Raw genomic sequence first — 16,314 nt, 5'->3', positions numbered from 1 at the left:
CCTCGCGCCCCTCGTACGCCGGCCGTTCACCCGTACGAGGAACGTACGAGGAACGCACGAGAAGCGTCCCCCCACGCGGTGTGCGTGAAGGGACGTTTCCCCGACGAGCGGCGTACCGGACCCGGAACCCTCAGGCGTACCGCGCGCGCAGCCTCCGGTGGGCCTCCGGACCCGCGCCCGTCCGGTCCAGGCCCAGCAGCGCCGCGCCCAGCACCGGCGGCTCGGACACGACGCGCACCTCGGCCTTCGGGGCGCGGGCGGCCAGCAGCGCGGCGATCCGGTCGTTGAGCTGCGGGTGGCGCGCGGCCAGCACACTGCCGCCCAGCAGCACCGGAACCTCCTCCTCCAGCAGATCGAGGCGGTCCAGCGCGACCGAGGCCATCGCCACCACCTCGTGCGCCTGCCGCTTCACCAGCGCGGCCGCCACCGGGTCCCCGGCCTCCGCCGTGGCGAACAGCACCGGCGTCAGCTCGTGCCGCCGCCCCAGCGGGATCGCGCCCCGGTGCAGCGCCTCGATCAGGCCGTACATCGAGTCGAGCCCGAAATGGCGTGGCAGCGCGCGGGCCAGCTCCGAAGCCTCGCCGCGCCCGTCCTCGGCGCGCGCGGCGAACCACAGCGCTTCCTCCGCGAGCCCCGAACCGCCGCCCCAGTCACCGGAGATGCGCCCGATCGCGGGGAAGCGGGCGGTCCGCCCGTCCGGGGTCATGCCCACGCAGTTGATGCCCGCCCCGCACACCACCGCGACGCCCCGGGGCTCGTCCACCCCGGCGCGCAGGATCGCGAAGGTGTCGTTGCGCACCTCCACCGAGGAGCCCCACCCGCGGGACTCCAGCGCGGCGGCCAACTCGGCCTCCTCGACCGGCAGATCGGCGTTGGCCAGACAGGCGGAGACATGGCCGGAGAGGACGGGCGGAGCCGGCAGCTCCGCGACCGCCCGTTCCAGCACCCCTGCCAGCACGTCGATCGCGGCGTCCACCCCGATCGCCGGCGGCTGGAATCCGCCGCCGCGCGCCGTGGCCAGCACCGTGCCGTCCTCGCCGATCAGTGCCACATCGGTCTTGCTGTTGCCCGCGTCGATGGCGACGACCGACACGTTCACGCCCACGCCAGGTGCTCCCGGTTGTGGGCGATCAGCCGGTCGGTGAGGCCCTCGGCGTAGTCGAACTGGCCGATCAGCGGGTGGGCCAGCAGCGCCTTGAAGACCCGGTCCCGGCCCCCGCGCACCGCCGCTTCCAGGGCGAGGTCCTCGTACGCCGTGACGTTGGCGATGAGACCGGCGTACAGCGGGTCCAGTGCCGGGACGGCCAGCGGCGTGGCGCCGTCGCGGCCGACCCGGGCCTGCACCTCGATCACCGCGTCGTCCGCGAGGAACGGCAGGGTCCCGTTGTTGTACGTGTTGACCACCTGGACCGGGGAGCCGCCGTCGCCCAGCAGCGAGGCCGCCAGGTCCACGGCCGCCTCGGAGTAGAACGCGCCGCCGCGCTTGGCGAGCAGCTCGGGCTTCTCGTCGAGCGCCGGGTCGCCGTACATCTCCAGCAGTTCCTTCTCCATCGCCGCGACCTCGGCGGCCCGCGACGGCTTGGTGCCCAGCTCCTTCACCACCTCGTCGTGGGCGTAGAAGTAGCGCAGGTAGTAGGAGGGGACGACGCCGAGCCGGTCCACCAGCTTCCGCGGCATGCGGAGATCGTCCGCGATGGCGTCGCCGTGCTCCGCGAGCAGCTTCGGCAGGACGTTCTCACCGTCCGGGCCGCCGAGGCGCACCCCCAGCTCCCAGCTCAGGTGGTTGAGCCCGACGTGGTCGAGGTGCACCTGGCCCGGCTCCACCTCCAGCAGCCGGGCGAACTTCCGCTGGAAGCCGATCGCCACGTTGCACAGACCGACCGCCTTGTGCCCGGCCTGGAGGAGGGCGCGGGTGACGATGCCGACCGGGTTGGTGAAGTCGATGATCCAGGCGTCCGGATTGGTGCGGCGGACCCGCTCGGCGATGTCCAGGACGACCGGCACGGTGCGCAGCGCCTTGGCGAGGCCGCCGGCGCCGGTGGTCTCCTGGCCGACGCAGCCGCACTCCAGCGGCCAGGTCTCGTCCTGGTTGCGCGCGGCCTGCCCGCCGACGCGCAGCTGGAGCAGGACCGCGTCGGCGTCGGCGACGCCCGCGTCGAGGTCGGTGGTCGTCGTGATCCTTCCCGCGTGGTCCTGCTTGGCGAAGATCCGCCGGGCCAGGCCGGAGACCAGCTCCAGGCGGTCGGCCGCCGGATCGACGAGCACCAGCTCCTCGATCGGCAGCGTGTCCCGCAGCCGGGCGAATCCGTCGATCAGTTCAGGGGTGTAGGTGGACCCGCCACCCACTACTGCGAGCTTCATGTCAGCCCTTTACTCCGGTCAGTGTGACGCCCTCGACGAATGCCTTCTGGGCGAAGAAGAAGACGGCGATCACGGGGGCCATGACCAGAACGGTCGCGGCCATGGTCAGGTTCCAGTCGGTGTGGTGTGCGCCCTTGAAGGATTCGAGGCCGTAACTGAGCGTCCAGGCGGCCGGGTTCTCCGAGGCGTAGATCTGTGGTCCGAAGTAGTCGTTCCAGGCGGCGAAGAACTGGAAGAGGGCGACGGCCGCTATCCCCGGCCTGGCCATCGGCAGGACGACCTTCATCAGCGTACGGAACTCACCGCAGCCGTCGACCTTCGCGGCGTCCAGGTACTCGTTCGGGATGGTCAGCAGGAACTGCCGCAGCAGGAAGATGGAGAACGCGTCGCCGAAGGCCATCGGGATGATCAGCGGCCACAACGTGCCGGACAGGTCCATCTGCTTCGCCCAGAACAGGTACATCGGGATGATGACGACCTGCGGCGGCAGCATCATCATCGAGATGACGAGCATCAGCGACAGCTTGCGGCCCCGGAAGCGGAACTTCGCCAGCGCGTACGCCACCGGGATCGACGACACCACGGTGAGGACGGTGCCGAGGCCCGCGTACAGCAGGGTGTTGCGCCACCAGGTCAGAAAGCCCGGGGTGTTGAAGACCCGTTCGTAGTTGCCCCACTCCCAGGTGTTCGGGGTGAGGTCCCGGGTCAGCGCCTGCTGGTCGCTCATCAGCGACGTCAGCACCACGAAGACGAACGGCAGCACGAAGAAGAGCGCGGCGGCGATCCCGAGGGAGTGCACGGCGATCCAGTGCAGCAGCGCCTTGCGGCGGGCTGTGCGGGCGGCGGCCGTCCGCACGGGGCGCTCCGGGGGTGCGGCAGTGGCTTTGCGGACAGGGTCGAGAAGGTCGGTCATGGCTCAGTCACCCGCCGAGATCAGGTTGTTGCGGCCCCGCATCAGCAGCGCCGTGAAGGCCATGGCCAGGGCGAACAGCACGAGGGCGACGACACAGGCGGCGCCGTAGTCGAAGCGCTGGAAGCCCAGGTTGTAGACGAGCTGTGGAAGCGTCAGTGTCGACTTGTCGGGATAGCCGGGTTCGAAGGACTGGCCGGAGCCGCCGATGACCCCGGAGGCGACCTTTCCGGCGACCAGCGGCTGTGTGTAGTACTGCATCGCCTGGATGACGCCCGTCACCACCGCGAACAGCACGATGGGCGAGATGTTCGGCAGGGTCACGAAGCGGAACTTCTGCCAGGCGGACGCGCCGTCCAGCTCGGCCGCCTCGTACTGCTCGGTCGGCACGTCCAGCAGGGAGGCCATGAAGATGACCATCAGGTCCCCGATGCCCCACACCGCGAGCATGGTGAGCGCCGGCTTGGACCAGGAGGCGTCGTTGAACCAGCCCGGTGTCGGCAGCCCGAAGTCCCCGAGGATCGCGTTGACCGGCCCGGTGCCGGGGTTGAGGAGGAAGACGAAGGCGAGCGTCGCGGCGACCGGCGGGGCCAGATAGGGCAGGTAGAACAGGGTCCGGAAGACCCCCGTCCCCGTCTTGATCTTCGTGATCAGCAGCCCGATCCCGAGGCCGAACACGACCCGGCAGGTGACCACGACGAGCACCAGCCAGAGCGTGTTCCACAGCGACGGCCAGAACATCGGATAGTCCTGGAAGACGTACGTCCAGTTCGTCAGCCCGTTGAAGACCGGTGCCCCGAACCCGTCGTAGTCCGTGAACGAGAAGTAGACCGTCGAGACCATCGGGTAGGCGAAGAAGATAGAGAACCCGATCAGCCACGGCGACATGAAGGCCGCGTTCCGCAGCGCCGACCGGCGGCGCTTGGAGCGGAGGGTGTGCGTCGTCATCGTCGGGCTACTTGGCCTTGGCGATGTCGGTGTCGATCTGCCGCGCGGTCTTCTCCAGACCCGCCTGGAGGTCCTTCACCGCACCCTTCTCGTACTGGTAGCCGAAGTCCTGGAGGGTCAGCTGGTACGTGGCCCCGTTGACGGCCCCGTCGGAGGTGCTGGACTCCGGGTGCCGGGCGATGTCCAGGAAGGTCTTGAAGCGCGGGTCGAACTTCAGGTCGGGCGACTTCAGCGCCTCCAGGGTGGAGGGCACGTTCCGGATGCCGTTGGAGAAGTTGACGACCGCCTCGGTGTCGGTGGTCATGAACTTGACCAGCTCCCAGGCGGCGCTCTGCTTCTTGCTGGCCGGGGCGATGCCCACGATGGTGCCGGAGAGGTAGCCCTTGCCGTAGCTGTCCGCCTCGTCGTCCGCGACGGGCATCGGCGCGACCCCGATCTCGAAGTCGGCCCCGGCGTCCTCGGCCATCCCGAGCCGCCACTCGCCGTCCAGCTGCATGGCCACCTGGCCGGTGTGGAACGGGTGCTTGGCGCCCCACTCGTCACCGAAGGTGCCCCGGTACTTCTCCAGCTTGGTGTAGCCGCCGAGGCTGTCCACCAGCTTCTTCTGGTACGTGAACATCTTGGCGAACGCCGGGTCCTTGGCGATGTTGGACTTGCCGTTCTCGTCGAAGTAGGCGTGGTTCCACGAGGGCATGTAGTGGCTGACGACGGTCTCGTAGCCGTGGAAGTTCGGCATGAACCCGAGCTGCTGGTAGCTGTCGCCCTTCTCGACCGTCAGCTTCCTCGCCGCGTCGGCCAGTTCGGACATCGTCTTCGGCGGCGCGGTGATCCCGGCCTTCTTGAACGCGTCCTTGTTGTAGTAGAGGCCGTAGGCGTCCGTGAGCAGCGGCAGGGCGCAGCGCTTGCCCTCGAACTGGGTGTAGTCCAGGAGGACCTTCGGGAAGGTCTTCTCCAGGTCCAGCTTCGACTTCTCGATGAACGGCTTCAGATCGGTGAAGGCGCCCGACGAGCAGAACTTGCCGACGTTGGCCGTGGTGAAGGACGAGACCACGTCCGGCCCGTCCGAACCGCCCGCGCGCAGCGCCTGGTTGAGCTTGTCGTCGTTGATGTTGCCGGAGACCTTCACCGTGATGTTCGGGTGGGCCTTCTCGAACCGGTCGATGTTGTCCTGGACCGCCTTCACCTCGGCGGGCGCGCTCCAGCCGTGCCAGAAGTTGATCGTGGTCTTCGCGTCCGGGTCGTCGGAGGCGCCGGCCTCGGACTGGCCGGTACACGCGGTGGCGAGCACCGATATCGCGGCGACGGCGACAGCGGTGCTGGTGAGACGGTTGGTGCGCATGACGAAACTCCCAGGGACCAAGGACGGGGAAGAAAGCAGACGGCACGAACGGGAAGAAGGGGACGGGCTCAGCGCGAGGTGTCGAACACTTCGTCGCGGGTGTCGGCGAGCGCCCTCTCCAGGGCGCCGCGCAGGACGGGGGTGCGGTCGATCTCGCCGACGACGAGACGCGGCCGGGAGGCGGCCAGCTCGGCCAGCTCGGACTGGATCAGGGAGCGCAGGATCTCGCCGCCCGCCGCGACCGCCCTGCCGGAGAGCACGATCAGCCCGGGGTCCAGGACGGCGGTGACGGAGGCGAGGCCGGTGGCGAGCCGCTGGGCGTACTGGCGCAGCAGCTCGGTGAGCGCCTCGTCCTCCTCGTACGCGTCGGCCGCCCGCGCCAGCAGTTCGGCGGCGACCTTCGCGTACGGCTGCTGCGGGGTGTCGATGCCCAGCGCCTTCGCGAGCCGGGGCACCGCCTGGGCGCCCGCCAGCTCCTGGAAGCCGCCGCTGTTGGCCTTGACGACCTGGCGGACCAGGGGGGTGCCGGGCACCGGCAGGAAGCCGACCTCGCCCGCGCCGCCGGTGAAGCCGCGGTGCAGCCGGCCGTTGATGACGAGGGCGGCGCCGAGGCCCTCCTCGTTCCACAGCAGCACGAAGTCCTCGTGGCCGCGGGCCGCGCCGAGGCGCTGCTCGGCGACGGCGACGAGGTTGACGTCGTTCTCGTACTCCACCGGCATCGGCAGGAACGCGGCCAGCTCGTCCAGCAGGGTGGGGGAGTGCCAGCCGGGCAGGTGCGAGGCGTACCGCAGCCGCCCGGTGCCCGGGTCGAACGCGCCCGGGGTGCCGATGACGATCCGGTGGACGTCCGCGCGGGTCAGCCCCGCCTCCTTCACCGCCCCGTCCAGCGCGTCGGCGACCTGCCGCACCACGCTGTCGGCGCGCCGCCCCGGAGTGGCCAGCTCGAACTGCCCGACGGTCGCCCCGGTCACGTCCGCGACGGCGGCGACGATGCGCTGCCCGTTCACGTCGAGCCCGGCGACATGGGCGGCGCGCGGGTTCACCGTGTAGAGCTGCGCGCTGGGCCCGGGGCGCCCCTCGCTGGTGCCGGTGGCGACGACGAGCCCCGCCGCCTCCAGTCGGGCCAGCAGCTGGGAGGCGGTGGGCTTGGAGAGCCCGGTCAGCTTGCCGATCCGGGTCCGGGAGAGCGGCCCGTGCTCCAGCAGCAGATCGAGGGCGGCCCGGTCGTTCATGGCCCGCAGGACGCGCGGGGTGCCTGGAGTGCCGGACGCGCCGGGTGGGCCCGGAGTGGTTCCCGCCATCGTGGATGCACCGCCCTCTGTCAGGGACTCACGTCCCGTGACGTCCGTCCGCGACGTTCTCCCGTGAGGTCCGCCGCGACTCTGTTAGGAAAGTTTCCTATTCGCTTGGGAGGACGGTAGGGCGCTGGTCACCGGGGCGTCAATGGGTGCCACCCGTCCGGCAATCAAAGCGTTACCTGACACGACGACACCCCCGGCCGCCGTCCTGGGGTCCAGGGGGTGGCCGGGGGCGTCGAGGAGGGGGCTACTTGTTCAGGTTCGCCGGAGGTATCGGGGTCGCCGCCAGCGACTGAGGGGAGACGGCCGAGGCGTAGGCGGAAGGGGCGGCCATCCCCGCCGTCGGATCGGCGCCCTCGCCGTCCGGCTGGAGCGGCAGGGTGCCGACCATCCGGATGCCCGCGTCGTCCAGCGCCTGCTTGATGCGCCAGCGCAGCTCCCGCTCCACGCCGACCGACTTGCCCGGCATCGTCTTCGCGGTCACCCGCACCGTCATCGAGTCCAGCAGCACCTCGTCCAGGCCGAGCACCTCGACCGGACCCCACAGCTGCTCCGACCAGGGCTCTTGCTTGGTCATGCTCTCGGCCGCAGCGGTGATCGCCTTGCGGACCTGCTCCAGGTCCTCGGTCGGGCGCACCGTGACATCGACCCCGGCCGTGGACCAGCCCTGGCTGAGGTTGCCGATCCGCTTCACCTCGCCGTTGCGGACGTACCAGATCGCGCCGTTCTCGCCGCGCAGCTTGGTGACGCGCAGCCCCACCTCGATGACCTCGCCGGAGGCCACGCCCGCATCGATCGAGTCGCCGACCCCGTACTGGTCCTCCAGGATCATGAAGACGCCGGAGAGGAAGTCCGTGACCAGGTTGCGGGCGCCGAAGCCGAGCGCCACACCCGCGACACCGGCCGAGGCCAGAAGTGGCGCCAGGTTGATCTTGAAGGCGCCCAGGATCATCAGGGCGGCCGTGCCCATGATCAGGAACGAGGCCACCGAGCGCAGCACCGAGCCGATCGCCTCCGAGCGCTGGCGTCTGCGCTCCGCGTTCACCAGCAGCCCGCCGAGCGCCGTGCCCTCCACGGCCTGGGCGCTGCGGTTCATCCGGTCTATCAGGTTGGTCAGGGCACGTCGGATCAGATAACGCAGCGTGATCGCCACGGCGACGATCAGCAGGATGCGCAACCCGGTGCTCAGCCAGGTGGACCAGTTCTCCTCGACCCAGCCCGCGGCGTTCCCGGCCTGTTCGGCGGCTTCGCCCAGCGAGCCGACCGGCTCGGGAGACGGGGCTGCGGCCAAGAGGGCGGACAGGGACACGACGAGGACCTCCAGGGGGACGACGGCTGGTCAATAACACTAACGAAGCCGGGGGAGTGGATCCTTGCCGTCGCGGGAGGAGAGACGGGTCTCACCGGGAACACCCGTGCTGTGGCCGATCGCACAGCGCGGACGGCCGCCCTGGTGAGGCACCTGTTCGCCGCCGCGGAACGGCGCGTGGGGCCCGGGGTGAGAAAAATCCTCCCGGCCCGTTACCCGTACGTGGTGGCGCTTTGACCAGGCATGAGGAGAGACTGAGATCGGATCGTCCCGGCGCGAGCCACGCGCCGCCGGCGTACAAGGAGGCATCCACCGTGCCGCACGTCCTGGTTCTCAACGCGTCGTACGAGCCGCTCGGCGTCGTACCGCTCCGCCGCGCGCTCGTCCTCGTCCTCGAGAACAAGGCCATCTGTCTTGAGGAGTCCGGCGCCTTTCTGCACAGTGCCACCCGTGCCGTGCCCGCACCCAGTGTGGTCCGGCTCAAGCGCTTCGTCCGGGTGCCCTACCGGGGCCCCGTCCCGCTCACCCGGCGGGCGCTGTTCGCCCGGGACGGCGGGCGCTGCATGTACTGCGGGGCGGCCGCGACCAGCGTCGACCACGTCATTCCGCGCAGCCGCGGCGGACAGCACGCCTGGGACAACGTGGTGGCGGCCTGCCGCCGCTGCAACCACGTCAAGGCCGACCGCCATCTGCCCGAGCTCGGCTGGCGGCTGCGCCATCAGCCCGCCCCGCCGACCGGCCTGGCCTGGCGGATCATCGGTACCGGGCACCGCGATCCGCGCTGGCTGCCGTATTTGCAACCGTTCGGCGCGGACGACGTGATGGCCCGGATCGACGGCGTGTCCGCCTGAGACCGGGCCTTCGTCGTCCCCGGTCGTCCGGTCGGCTCCCCCGTACGGCTCAGTCCCGGTCTTTCCCGTACGGCTCAGTCGTCCGCGACCGCGTACGCCTCCACCGACCAGAGCGAGTAGCCGTACTCCGTGGCCCGGCGGTCGCCCTGCACCCGGACGAACCGGGTGTCCTTCGCGTCCATCCGGACCGATTCGCGCCCGCCCCGGCCCTCCGTCACGGTCGCGGCGGTGCGCCAGACGCGGCCGTCGGCGGAGACCTGTACGCGGTAGCGGGAGGCGTACGCGTCCTGCCAGCTCAGCACCACCTGGCCCAGCCGCACCGGCTTCTCCAGCTCGGTCTGCCACCAGGCGCCGTCCTCCACCGGCGAGGACCACCGGGTCTCCGGATCGCCGTCGGTGGCCGCCGACGCGGGGAAGTCCGGGGTCTCGTCGCCGGACGAGGAGGCCTTGGCCGTACGCGCCAGATCCGGGCCGCCCGTACGCGGGAAGGCCCGCACGGTCAGCGTGGACTCCTGGCCGCCGAAGGTCAGCGGCACCTCGTACTCGCCCGCCGGGGTGTCCTTCGGGACGGTGATGTCGACGGGCACCTCCGTACGCGATCCGCGTGGCACGGTCGTCTGCTTCGGGACCCGCACCTCGATGCCCTTCGGGGCCTTCGCGGTGAGCTTGCCCTTGACCTCGACCGGACGCCGGCCCGCCAGCCGCGCCGCGACCCGCTGGGGTTCGCCGCCGATCTCCGCGTCGGTCTCGCCGTGCTTCAGGTCGAGCGTGGCCGCGGGCTCGTCGCCGAACCACGGCACCAGGGCCCGCACCTGCGGGGTCCCCGCCACGACAGCGGGTGCGGCGGGCAGCGTCGGGCTGAGATACGGCGGCCGGGCGCTCCGGGCGGCCTCCGGCACGGTGACCCGTACGGCGTCGGCGCGCAGCCCCTTCGCGGCGGTCTGGGTGAAGCCGCTCGGCGAGAGCCGCCCGAGGGGCCGCCACCCCTCGCCGGGCACATGGGCCTCCACGACCGCGTCGGCGAGGGCGTGCCCGGGTTCGGCGAGCGCCGTGACGGCCTCCACCGGGCGGGGCGCGTCCAGCCGGACCGTATAACCGTCGGCGTCCTTGGTGACCCGGCCCGAGGCGCGGTCGGTGCCGTTCCACCCGGCGGCCACCTTCGCCGCCTTGTCCAGGAACGGGTCCAGCACCCCCTTGCCGACCGTGGCCCGGCCCGCCCCGATCTCCTCGCGCAGCGGCTCCAGGGCCAGCTGGATGCGCCAGGCGGCGGCCCCGTCCCCGGCGGCCTGGGCCTGGAGCAGGTCCACCGCCAGCTCACCGGCCCGGCCGTAGCGGGCCAGCTGCTCGGTCCAGGGGCGCACCTCGTCGGTGAGCCGGCCCTCCGCGGGGGTCTTCAGCCGCTCCGGGGCCTGCCGCATCACGGAGAACGCCGCCCGCAGCGTGTCCGCCGCCCGGTCGCGGCGGGAGGCGTCGGCGCGGGTGCTCCAGAAGGCGTCGAACAGGGGCTGGAGGTAGGCGGACTCCTCCGCGCCGAGCACCGAGCCCGCGCTGTTCCCGGCCAGGGCCAGCAGCGCGTCCCGGGCGGACGCGTCCCCGCCCGCCAGATCGTCGATCGCCGCCCGCCAGGACGCGGCGGGGTCGTACCCCTTCGGGTTCCACGCGAAATCGGCGGCGGTGAACAGCGGGATCCGGGAGGCGGACGGCTGCTCCATGGCGTTGGCCAGCAGCGCCGCCGAACCGCTCGCCACCGCCGGATCCCGGCCGGTGTACGGGCCGAGGAAGATGCGGTCCTGGGCGTAGTCGTTGACCGGGTAGTTGTCCATCGTCACGAGCGGGTGGCGGAACGCGGCACGGGCCCCGGCCAGTTCACCCCCGGTGATCTTCTTCGGGACCACCCCGACACCCGTCCAGGCCACCTGCACCCGGTCGTCCAGCTCGGCCGCCAGCGCGGTGCGGTAGTCGGTGGCCCCGTCCTGGTAGAACTCCGTCGGCAGCACGGAGAGCGGGGCCGCGTCCGGGTACCGCTCCGCCAGATGCCGGTCGAGGGCGCCCGCCACCCGGGCCTGGGCGCGGGCCGCCGCCTTCGGGCCGCTGCCGAAGGTCTCGGAGTCCAGATCGCAGTGCCACTCGCTGTAGCTGACGTCCTGGAACTGGAGCTGGAAGACCCGGATGCCCAGCGCCCACATCGCGTCGACCTTCTTGGTCAGCGCCCTGACGTCCTGGTCGGACGCCATGCACATCGCCTGGCCGGGGGAGAGCGCCCAGCCGAGCGTGACGTGCTCGGCGCGCGCCCGCTCGGCCAGCGCCCGGAAGTCGGCCCGCTGGTCCGCGGGGTAGGGCTCGCGCCAGCGCGCCAGCCGGTAGGGGTCGTCGCCCGCCGCGTAGAGATAGCGGTTCTGCTTGGTGCGGCCCATGAAGGAGATCTGGGCGAGCCGCTCGTCGCGGGTCCACGGCTGTCCGTAGAACCCCTCGGCCATGCCGCGTACGGCGGTTCCCGGCCAGTCCCGGACGGTCACCCCGGCCACCGATCCGCCGGCGACCAGCTGACGCAGGGTCTGGACGGCGTGGAACAGGCCGTCCCCGCCGAGCCCTTCCAGTGCGACGGTGGCCCGCCCGGCGGCCTCGCCGACCGCGAGCCGGTAGCCGCCCGACGGCAGATCGGCCCGGTCGGGGGCGCGCAGCGCCCGCAGCGCCTCGCCGGCGCCCGTGCCGCCGAGCCGGATCACGGGGCCACGGCCGGGCAGGCTCTCGTGCAGGGTCCGGACGCCCGCCGAGCGCAGCAGCGAGCGCGTCTGTTCGACGGCGTACGGATCGGCGTCCGGCGCGGCGACGAGTGTGGCCTCGGAACCGAGTTCCACGGCGGGCCCGGTGGTCCTCATGCTCTGCGGGCGGGGCCATACGGACGGCGTCCGCGCGCTGTCGGCACGGTCGGCGGTGTCGGTGACGGGCCGGCCGGGATCGGCGGGGGCGGCCACCGCCGACGGAGCGACGGAGACGGAACCGAGGAGTCCGCCGATCACTGCGGCGGCCACGGCCGTCGCCTGCCTTCTGCGCCCGATCCGCACGTCGCGTCCCCTTCCGTACGTACCCACTGCCGCTGGCGGGCTCCGAGCCCACCACCCGGGCGCAAGGGTGTCAATGCGCTTGGCCGTTCTGCCGGAATTGCCGGAAATCGTGACACCTCGGGCCCTGTGGGGCTGGTGTGACGGACGGGAGTGGCTGAAAACGGCTCATACCTGCCGTACGGGGGAACGGAATGTGACCCAGGGCACGTTGTGCTCGTTGTCATAACGCCTGCATCACGTCCACGTCTGCCGGGGCGAGGCCTGGGTAGGTCTGCTGTGTCCTGTTCTCCACGGCCAGGAGGCCACCATGCCCGCAGCTGCGCAGCTTCTGCTCTCCGCCCTCTCCAAACAGGTACCCACCCAGTCCACGTCCGGGCCGCTGACCAGCGAACTTCCCCTGTCCGACGTCGCCCACCTGATCAGCGGGCCGCCGCTCGCCGATGTCTCCCTGCTCCTCGGCGAATCCTCGTTCGCCGATTCCGCGCCGCTGACCAGCGAGCCGCCGCTCGCCGATGCCACACCTCTCACGAGCGAGCCGCCGCTCGCCGCCGTCGCCCCACTGACCAGCGAGCCGACCGCACCCGGCACCGCGGGGGGCATGGAGTACCCAGGAGTCTGAATGGGCTTGTCCCGGCTCGCCGCACTGCACGGTGTCGCCACCTCCTACTCCCCGTCGCCGGATGTCACGGTGTCCGTCCCCGACGACACGGTCATCGCCGTGCTCGCCGCGCTGGGCGTCGACGCCGGCACTCCGGCGGACGTACGGAAGTGCCTCGCCGCCGCGGAGTCCCGCTCGCGCCTGCTGCCGCCGACCGTGGTGGTCTGGGCCGGCGAGCCCCTGCCGTCCGCTCTGGCCGGCCTGCCCCCCGGCTCGACCGTCACGGTCGAGCCGGAGCCGTCCGATTCCTCGGGACACCCCGCGGGCCGCCCGCCCGCCCCGCTGAGCATGCGGGCCCGGGCGGCGGGCCCGGCCCCCGGCGCTCCCGCCGGCTCCCCGGCTCCTGGCTCCCCGGCCGCCGACGCCCCGGGGGCGGCTCCGGGTGAGACCGCCGAGACCGCCGAGGGAGTCGTTCCGCCTCGGGGTGACGAGGCCGCCGCCCCCGCGCCTCCCGCCTGGTGGATTCCGCCGCCCCACGGCGTCCACCGCATCCACGTCCGTACGCCGGACAACCGCCGGGCCACCGCCACCCTCGTCGCCGCCCCGCCCCGCGTGCCACAGCCGCCCGAGCGCACCCACGGCTTCCTGGTGCAGCTCTACTCCCTGCTCTCCGCCCGCTCCTGGGGCATGGGTGACCTCGGGGACCTGACGGACCTCGCCGTCTGGGCCGGGCGCAGCGTCGGCTCCGGGTTCGTGCAGGTCAACCCGTTGCACGCGGCCGTTCCCGGGAAGCCCACCGACCCCTCCCCGTACCGCCCCTCCTCGCGCCGCTTCCCCGACCCGGTCCACCTGCACGTCGAGTCGATCCCCGAGTACGGCCACGTCCGCGACCGGGCCACCCTGGACGACCTCCGGCAGGACGCCGCCGCGCTCAGCGAGGCCGTGCTGAACAAGGGCGCCCTGATCGACCGGGACGCCGTCTGGGAGCTGAAGCGCCAGGCCCTGGAGCTGGTCGTCCAGGTGCCCCTCACCCCCGGCCGCCGCGCCGACTACTGCGACTTCCTGGCCGAGCAGGGGCAGGCGCTGGAGGACCACGCCCTGTGGTGCGCCCTCGCCGAGGTCCACGGCCCCGACTGGCACACCTGGCCCGAGGCCCTGCGCGACCCCCGCTCCCCGGGCACCTCCCGCGCCCGCTCCGAGCTGCTGGACCGGGTCGACTTCCACTGCCGCCTCGCCTGGCTGACCGCCGGCCAGCTCGCCGCCGCCCAGCGGGCCGCCGAGGACGCCGGGATGGGTGTCGGCATCGTCCACGACCTCGCCGTCGGCGTGCATCCGGCCGGCGCCGACACCTGGTCCCAGCAGGAGGCCTTCGCCCACGGCATGTCCGTCGGCGCGCCGCCCGACGCGTTCAACGCCCGCGGCCAGGACTGGGGCCTGCCGCCCTGGCGCCCCGACGTCCTCGCCGCCACCGGTTACGCCGCCTACCGGGGCCTGCTGCGCGGACTGCTGGCCCACGCGGGAGCCCTGCGCATCGACCACGTGATGGGACTCTTCCGGCTCTGGTGGGTCCCCGAGGGCCGCCCGCCCACCGACGGCACGTACGTCGCGTACGACGCCGAGGCCATGCTCGCCGTCCTCGTCCTGGAGGCCCACCGGGCCGGGGCCGCCGTCGTCGGTGAGGACCTCGGCACCGTCGCCCCCGGGGTCCGCGAGGCGCTCGCCCGGCGCGGGGTGCTCGGCACCTCGGTGCTCTGGTTCGAGCGCGACTGGGAAGGCGACGGCCGGCCGCTCGCCCCGGAGAAGTGGCGCCGGGACTGCCTGGCCACCGCCACCACCCACGATCTGCCGTCCACCGCCGCCCGGCTGACCGGCGATCATGTGACGCTGCGTCACCGTCTCGGGCTGCTCACCCGTTCCCTGGAGGAGGAGCTGACCGAGGACGCCACCGACACCGCCGAGTGGCTGGCCCTTCTGGCCCGGCTGCGGATGCTCCCCGAGGGCGACGGCGACGAGGAGGCCGCCGTCCGGGCCGTCCACCGCTTCCTGCGGCGCACCCCCGCCCGGATGACCGGCGTCTGGCTCCCCGACACCGTGGGCGACCGCCGCCCGCAGAATCTTCCCGGCACCTGGGACCAGTACCCCAACTGGAGGCTCCCGATCGCCGACCCCGAGGGTCATCCGGTCACCCTGGAGGAGATCACCGCCTCGCCCCGGCTGCACGCGCTGATGGAGGTCCTCAGGCCCCGAAAGCCTCATACGGCACCCCCGGGCGAGCGCCGTCCCTAGGCGTTCGCTACGTTGGCACCGTGGACAAGAAGAACGCTATGCGCGCCGGCGTCGTTGCGGCCGGGACGACGCTGATGATGCTGCTCATGTCGGCCCCGGCGCTCGCGCTCACGCCCGACGACGGTGACGACCCGGCTCCGCGCCTGAGCGCGATCGAGACCATCGGTCTCTACGTGGTCGCGCCCATCGCCCTGTTCGTGGTGATCACGGCCCTGGTGATGGTCCTGGACAAGTCCAAGAAGCAGGTCTGACCCGCACACGTACGACACGTCCGATACGTACAACACGCTCGACGGGTGCGCCGCCGGTGAGAACCACCGCGCGGCGCACCGGTGCGTGCGGCCCCGGACGGACATCCCGTGGCCCGCGCCCGCCCGGTAGGTTGCGCCCATGACCGAGTGGGACGTCAAGAAGCTCCGCATCCTGCGCACCCTGCGCGACCGGGGCACGGTCACAGCGACCGCCGAGGCGCTCCTGATGACCCCCTCCGCGGTCTCCCAGCAGCTCACCAATCTCGCCAAGCAGCTCGGCGTGGACCTCCTGGAGGCCCAGGGCCGCCGGGTCCGCCTCACCGACGCCGCCCACCTCGTCCTGCGCCACGCCGAGGCCGTCTTCGCCCAGCTGGAGCGGGCCGAGGCCGAACTGACCGGCTATCTGCGCGGCGAGGCCGGAGAGGTCAGGGTCGCCGCGTTCTCCACCGCCGTGCCCGCCCTCGTCGTCCCCGCCGTCCGGCTGCTGCGCGACGGGGACCGCCCGGGGCCCGACGTACGCGTCCGGGAGGCCGAGGCCGCCCAGGCGTACGAGCTGCTCACCGCGGGCGAGGTGGACCTGGCCCTCTCGCTGGCCGCCCACGCGCCCACCGCCCGAGACCCCCGCTTCAGCCTCTTCCCGCTGCTCGCCGACCCGCTCGACGTGGCGCTCCCCGCCGGTCACCCGCTCGCCGACGCGCCCGGACTGCGCCTCGCGGACCTGGCGGCCGACCGCTGGATCTTCGGCGGCTCCGGGCCCTGGTCCGAGATCACCACCTCCGCTTGCGAGGCGGCCGGCTTCGTCCCCGAGCAGGCCCACAGCGCCGCCGGCTGGACCGCGATCCTCGCCCTGGTCGAGGCGGGCATGGGCGTGGCGCTGGTGCCCCGGATGGCCGCCCGGGAGCGCCGCGAGGACGTGGTGATGCGGGTGCTGGAGGCGGACCGGCCGCGCCGCCATGTGGTGGCGGCGGTCCGGCACGGGGCGGAGAGCGGGCCGGCGGTGGCCCGCGTCCTCGCGGCACTCACCGAGACCGCTCGATCTTTCAGTTGAGCTGAACGGTATCTGCGAAAACTTTCGCTGGACCTGATGGGTCCGGTGGC

The 16,314-nt window shown here is 72.3% G+C and carries 13 protein-coding genes; 5 read left to right on the top strand and 8 right to left on the bottom strand.

The window, feature by feature from the left end; all coding sequences use genetic code 11:
• Positions 1–130 precede the first annotated feature (130 nt).
• The 7 genes from IE140_RS27105 to IE140_RS27075 form a co-directional block, all read right to left on the bottom strand.
• The gene (locus tag IE140_RS27105) at positions 131–1,105 is read right to left on the bottom strand and encodes an N-acetylglucosamine kinase (RefSeq protein WP_093438213.1); all 975 of its coding nucleotides are present in this window, start codon (positions 1,103–1,105) and stop codon (positions 131–133) included.
• On the bottom strand, positions 1,096–2,361 hold the full coding sequence (locus IE140_RS27100) for a 6-phospho-beta-glucosidase (RefSeq protein ID WP_150193384.1): 1,266 nt from the start codon (positions 2,359–2,361) through the stop codon (positions 1,096–1,098). Before IE140_RS27100 ends, IE140_RS27105 begins: the two co-directional genes overlap by 10 nt.
• Before the next feature lies 1 nt (position 2,362).
• On the bottom strand, positions 2,363–3,274 hold the full coding sequence (locus IE140_RS27095; RefSeq protein WP_150193383.1) for a carbohydrate ABC transporter permease: 912 nt from the start codon (positions 3,272–3,274) through the stop codon (positions 2,363–2,365).
• A gap of 3 nt (positions 3,275–3,277) precedes the next feature.
• A complete protein-coding gene (locus IE140_RS27090; RefSeq protein ID WP_093438206.1) occupies positions 3,278–4,219 on the bottom strand; it encodes a carbohydrate ABC transporter permease in 942 nt (313 codons plus the stop codon).
• 7 nt (positions 4,220–4,226) lie between these two features.
• Positions 4,227–5,558, bottom strand: a complete 1,332-nt coding sequence (locus tag IE140_RS27085; RefSeq protein WP_150193382.1) for an ABC transporter substrate-binding protein — start codon at positions 5,556–5,558, stop codon at positions 4,227–4,229.
• A gap of 68 nt (positions 5,559–5,626) precedes the next feature.
• Positions 5,627–6,859, bottom strand: coding sequence for an ROK family transcriptional regulator (locus IE140_RS27080; protein WP_032762151.1), 1,233 nt, complete (start codon positions 6,857–6,859; stop codon positions 5,627–5,629).
• A 244-nt stretch (positions 6,860–7,103) separates the two neighbouring features.
• Positions 7,104–8,165 carry a mechanosensitive ion channel family protein gene (locus IE140_RS27075; RefSeq protein WP_093438201.1) on the bottom strand — a complete coding sequence of 354 codons (1,062 nt, stop codon included), beginning with the start codon at positions 8,163–8,165 and terminating at the stop codon, positions 7,104–7,106.
• Positions 8,166–8,479: 314 nt separating this feature from the next.
• Here IE140_RS27075 and IE140_RS27070 point away from each other — a divergent pair, with 314 nt between their 5' ends.
• Complete coding sequence (locus IE140_RS27070) at positions 8,480–9,016, top strand: HNH endonuclease (RefSeq protein WP_006124472.1); 537 nt, start codon at positions 8,480–8,482, stop codon at positions 9,014–9,016.
• A gap of 74 nt (positions 9,017–9,090) precedes the next feature.
• Here IE140_RS27070 and IE140_RS27065 read toward each other — a convergent pair whose 3' ends face one another.
• Positions 9,091–12,081: a glycoside hydrolase family 84 protein gene (locus IE140_RS27065; protein ID WP_150193381.1), complete on the bottom strand. Its 2,991-nt coding sequence runs from the start codon at positions 12,079–12,081 to the stop codon at positions 9,091–9,093.
• 307 nt (positions 12,082–12,388) lie between these two features.
• On the opposite strand from IE140_RS27065, the gene IE140_RS27060 reads away from it, so the two are divergent.
• The 4 genes from IE140_RS27060 to IE140_RS27045 all read left to right on the top strand — a co-directional run bounded on the left by IE140_RS27060 (position 12,389) and on the right by IE140_RS27045 (position 16,264).
• Complete coding sequence (locus IE140_RS27060; RefSeq protein ID WP_100564114.1) at positions 12,389–12,700, top strand: hypothetical protein; 312 nt, start codon at positions 12,389–12,391, stop codon at positions 12,698–12,700.
• Positions 12,701–14,965: a 4-alpha-glucanotransferase gene (gene malQ / locus IE140_RS27055; RefSeq protein WP_150193380.1), complete on the top strand. Its 2,265-nt coding sequence runs from the start codon at positions 12,701–12,703 to the stop codon at positions 14,963–14,965.
• 20 nt (positions 14,966–14,985) lie between these two features.
• Complete coding sequence (locus IE140_RS27050) at positions 14,986–15,216, top strand: hypothetical protein (RefSeq protein WP_006124466.1); 231 nt, start codon at positions 14,986–14,988, stop codon at positions 15,214–15,216.
• A 139-nt stretch (positions 15,217–15,355) separates the two neighbouring features.
• Positions 15,356–16,264, top strand: coding sequence for a LysR family transcriptional regulator (locus tag IE140_RS27045; RefSeq protein ID WP_150193379.1), 909 nt, complete (start codon positions 15,356–15,358; stop codon positions 16,262–16,264).
• Positions 16,265–16,314: the final 50 nt, after the last annotated feature.

The organism is Streptomyces parvus (genome assembly GCF_014648875.1).
Classification (GTDB): domain Bacteria; phylum Actinomycetota; class Actinomycetes; order Streptomycetales; family Streptomycetaceae; genus Streptomyces; species Streptomyces parvus.
This window is presented reverse-complemented; position numbering and strand designations above follow the sequence as displayed.

What these genes read in the sequence shown, in the direction of transcription:
- IE140_RS27100 (WP_150193384.1), bottom strand. Translation starts at nt 2,361, where the DNA reads ATGAAGCTCGCAGTAGTGGGTGGCGGGTCCACCTACACCCCTGAACTG.
- IE140_RS27095 (WP_150193383.1), bottom strand. Translation starts at nt 3,274, where the DNA reads ATGACCGACCTTCTCGACCCTGTCCGCAAAGCCACTGCCGCACCCCCG.
- IE140_RS27090 (WP_093438206.1), bottom strand. Translation starts at nt 4,219, where the DNA reads ATGACGACGCACACCCTCCGCTCCAAGCGCCGCCGGTCGGCGCTGCGG.
- IE140_RS27085 (WP_150193382.1), bottom strand. Translation starts at nt 5,558, where the DNA reads ATGCGCACCAACCGTCTCACCAGCACCGCTGTCGCCGTCGCCGCGATA.
- IE140_RS27080 (WP_032762151.1), bottom strand. Translation starts at nt 6,859, where the DNA reads ATGGCGGGAACCACTCCGGGCCCACCCGGCGCGTCCGGCACTCCAGGC.
- IE140_RS27060 (WP_100564114.1), top strand. Translation starts at nt 12,389, where the DNA reads ATGCCCGCAGCTGCGCAGCTTCTGCTCTCCGCCCTCTCCAAACAGGTA.
- malQ (WP_150193380.1), top strand. Translation starts at nt 12,701, where the DNA reads ATGGGCTTGTCCCGGCTCGCCGCACTGCACGGTGTCGCCACCTCCTAC.
- IE140_RS27045 (WP_150193379.1), top strand. Translation starts at nt 15,356, where the DNA reads ATGACCGAGTGGGACGTCAAGAAGCTCCGCATCCTGCGCACCCTGCGC.